Annotated in this window: 4 protein-coding genes; all 4 read right to left on the bottom strand. The window is 39.1% G+C overall.

What is annotated here, in order from left to right:
- Positions 1-202 precede the first annotated feature (202 nt).
- The 4 genes from ACYQ4S_RS11650 to ACYQ4S_RS11635 all read right to left on the bottom strand — a co-directional run bounded on the left by ACYQ4S_RS11650 (position 203) and on the right by ACYQ4S_RS11635 (position 2,089).
- A complete protein-coding gene (locus ACYQ4S_RS11650; RefSeq protein ID WP_346025172.1) occupies positions 203-757 on the bottom strand; it encodes a GNAT family N-acetyltransferase in 555 nt (184 codons plus the stop codon).
- A 194-nt stretch (positions 758-951) separates the two neighbouring features.
- Positions 952-1,305, bottom strand: a complete 354-nt coding sequence (locus tag ACYQ4S_RS11645) for a ferredoxin reductase domain-containing protein (protein ID WP_346025177.1) — start codon at positions 1,303-1,305, stop codon at positions 952-954.
- A gap of 18 nt (positions 1,306-1,323) precedes the next feature.
- Positions 1,324-1,581 (bottom strand): FAD-binding oxidoreductase, encoded by a 258-nt coding sequence (locus ACYQ4S_RS11640; RefSeq protein ID WP_459771294.1) that lies wholly within the window; start codon positions 1,579-1,581, stop codon positions 1,324-1,326.
- A gap of 73 nt (positions 1,582-1,654) precedes the next feature.
- The gene (locus ACYQ4S_RS11635) at positions 1,655-2,089 is read right to left on the bottom strand and encodes an SRPBCC family protein (protein ID WP_346025173.1); all 435 of its coding nucleotides are present in this window, start codon (positions 2,087-2,089) and stop codon (positions 1,655-1,657) included.
- Positions 2,090-2,239 lie beyond the last annotated feature (150 nt).

The raw sequence follows: 2,239 nt of genomic DNA, 5'->3' as shown, positions 1-2,239 counted from the left end.
CTTTGTATGAAGTTTCTGTTCGTCAGTGCAAGCATTTGCGTCCGTCTTCCTTCAGATTCCGCCTCACGGCGGACACCCTTGACTTTCGCTAACAGTTCCTACTGCCAAGTCTGTAGTGGACTTTCACTACCAAGTTGTCGCCCATGCCGGGCGCACAAACAAAAAAGAGGACGACGATTCGCCCTCTTTGTATTTAAAAAATTCACTTTTCTGCCGCTTTACTCACGTACTCTCCTTTAAGAATAGAACAGTGTATACTGTCAGTCAACGCACCTCTGACAATATGATTCTGCCTCAAATGCCCTTCTCGTTTCATTCCAAGTCGATCAAGCAATCGTCCAGAGTTATCATTTCGATAATCATATTCAGCAAATACTCGAGCTAGACCTAGCGTGGAAAAAGCAAAGTCGAATATGAGCTTGATTGCCTCGGACATATAGCCCTGTCCCCAGAAGCTCCTATGCATCGTGTACCCCAGTTCGCCATTCATTGTATAGTCATCTACTCTGAACTCTATCGTGCCGATCATTTTACCCGATTCTTTATGCTCAATGGCATACTTCCCGACGGGCTCTTTAAGATAATAGGTCGACACTAAGCGGCTGGTCTGTTCCTTATCTTTGTGAGGGGTGTAGAGATACCTCGTTGCTTCTTCATCAGAAGTGAACTCATAAAGATCATCGACATCATCCAGCCCGATCGGTCTTAACTTCACTCTGTCTCCGTCAAAAGTCTTCTGTTTTTCAAATTCTTCCATTATATTCTGCCCGATTATAAAAATTCTCCTGTTCTCAATCTTTTATTTTCTTTAGGATTATACTTCTTTTCTCTAGAATTAACTACTTTAAATGTACATCACTTACATTATAAGCTGGTCTTAGTAATTTATCCTGTCTCTGGCTAACGTGTGTGATATTGGTCCATTTTCACTATTATTTGGCAATTTTACTATTAGTTTTTGTAGCCATAGAAATCATCTGTTTTGAGTTGCTTCTTCTTGATCTTACTATCTTTTAGGTGAAGAGAGACGTCTTTTACAAAAGAAGTAGGTCCAGTAATGAAATAGTTTGCTTCATTTTTATACTGGTCAATAAATTTATCCAGTTCCTTAATCAATCGTTCATCTGAATCGATAAATCTTACGGTCAGATTATCAAGGTTTTTAAGTTGATCAAGGTCATCTTTAAATAAAAAGTTCTTCGATCGACTTATATACAATAGCTCGATAGGTGTTGATATCTGTCGTTCAACTTCTAACTGCTTCAGCATCGATCTGAAAGGAGTAATCCCTATTCCACCAGCTATTAGAAGACTAGGAACAGATTATTTCAGGTAGAATGACCCTACCGGTCCAGTAAGACGCATACTCATACCAGGTTTCAGCTCAAGAAGTGCCTGCTTGAACTCACTGAGCTCCTTCCCTATTCTAGTAGTGATATGAATAGTATTTTCGTGAGGTGCAGTAGGAATACTAAATGGGCGGGTCTTATTTTTTATCTTCTTATGCGTAATATCATAAAGACCATGCTGGCCTGCCTTCCAGTTCAAATCTTCAGGTTTTTCGAACACAAAAGTATAAATCTGCTCTTTCGCTTTATATGACTCTATAAATTTAATTGGCTTTTTTTTAAAAACATTCTAGACATCGTCTAATTTACCCATGGCCTTCTCCATACCTTTCATTCAGTACGTTGTCCAAGTTCATGCAGAATGCTTTCCAGCTATAAATTGCACCTTCAATAGCACCTTTTGTATTTTTTGTTTCCTCACTGAATCCACTTTGATTTAATGTCAGCAAAGTCTGATTCTCTTCCACCTTTTCCAATGTCCACACCACTGTAGTTTCTTCTCCAGCGCTATGCCAGGTGTAAGATAACTTATGAGGTTCACTGATCTCAAGCACTTTACAGTTGACAATGCCGTCCCACCACTCATTAGGTTCACCTCGAAACTGAAAATCATGTCCAATCACTGGTTTAAAGTCATTCGGCCATATCCATTTTTCTAGAGTTTCTGAGCGAATTAAGGATGCCCATACTTTATCAATTGAAAATGGGAATTGCTGTTTGACAGATACATCAGGTTTCATTTGTTTTCCTCCTCAAGTACTTCGGTTACTGTCAAATTTTTTTGTTCTTAAAGGTCTATAACCGTTGTTCTATCAAGGAAAAGACAAAAAACACTTGCCCCTCCCTCATTTATCGGTAAAATAGTAGGTATCCGACTACCAAACTATCCC

The organism is Alkalibacterium sp. s-m-28, assembly GCF_054658175.1.
This window is presented reverse-complemented; position numbering and strand designations above follow the sequence as displayed.

Bases quoted from the DNA above. Each gene is read 5' to 3' on its own strand.
- ACYQ4S_RS11635 (WP_346025173.1), bottom strand. From the start codon at position 2,089: ATGAAACCTGATGTATCTGTCAAACAGCAATTCCCATTTTCAATTGAT.
- ACYQ4S_RS11650 (WP_346025172.1), bottom strand. From the start codon at position 757: ATGGAAGAATTTGAAAAACAGAAGACTTTTGACGGAGACAGAGTGAAG.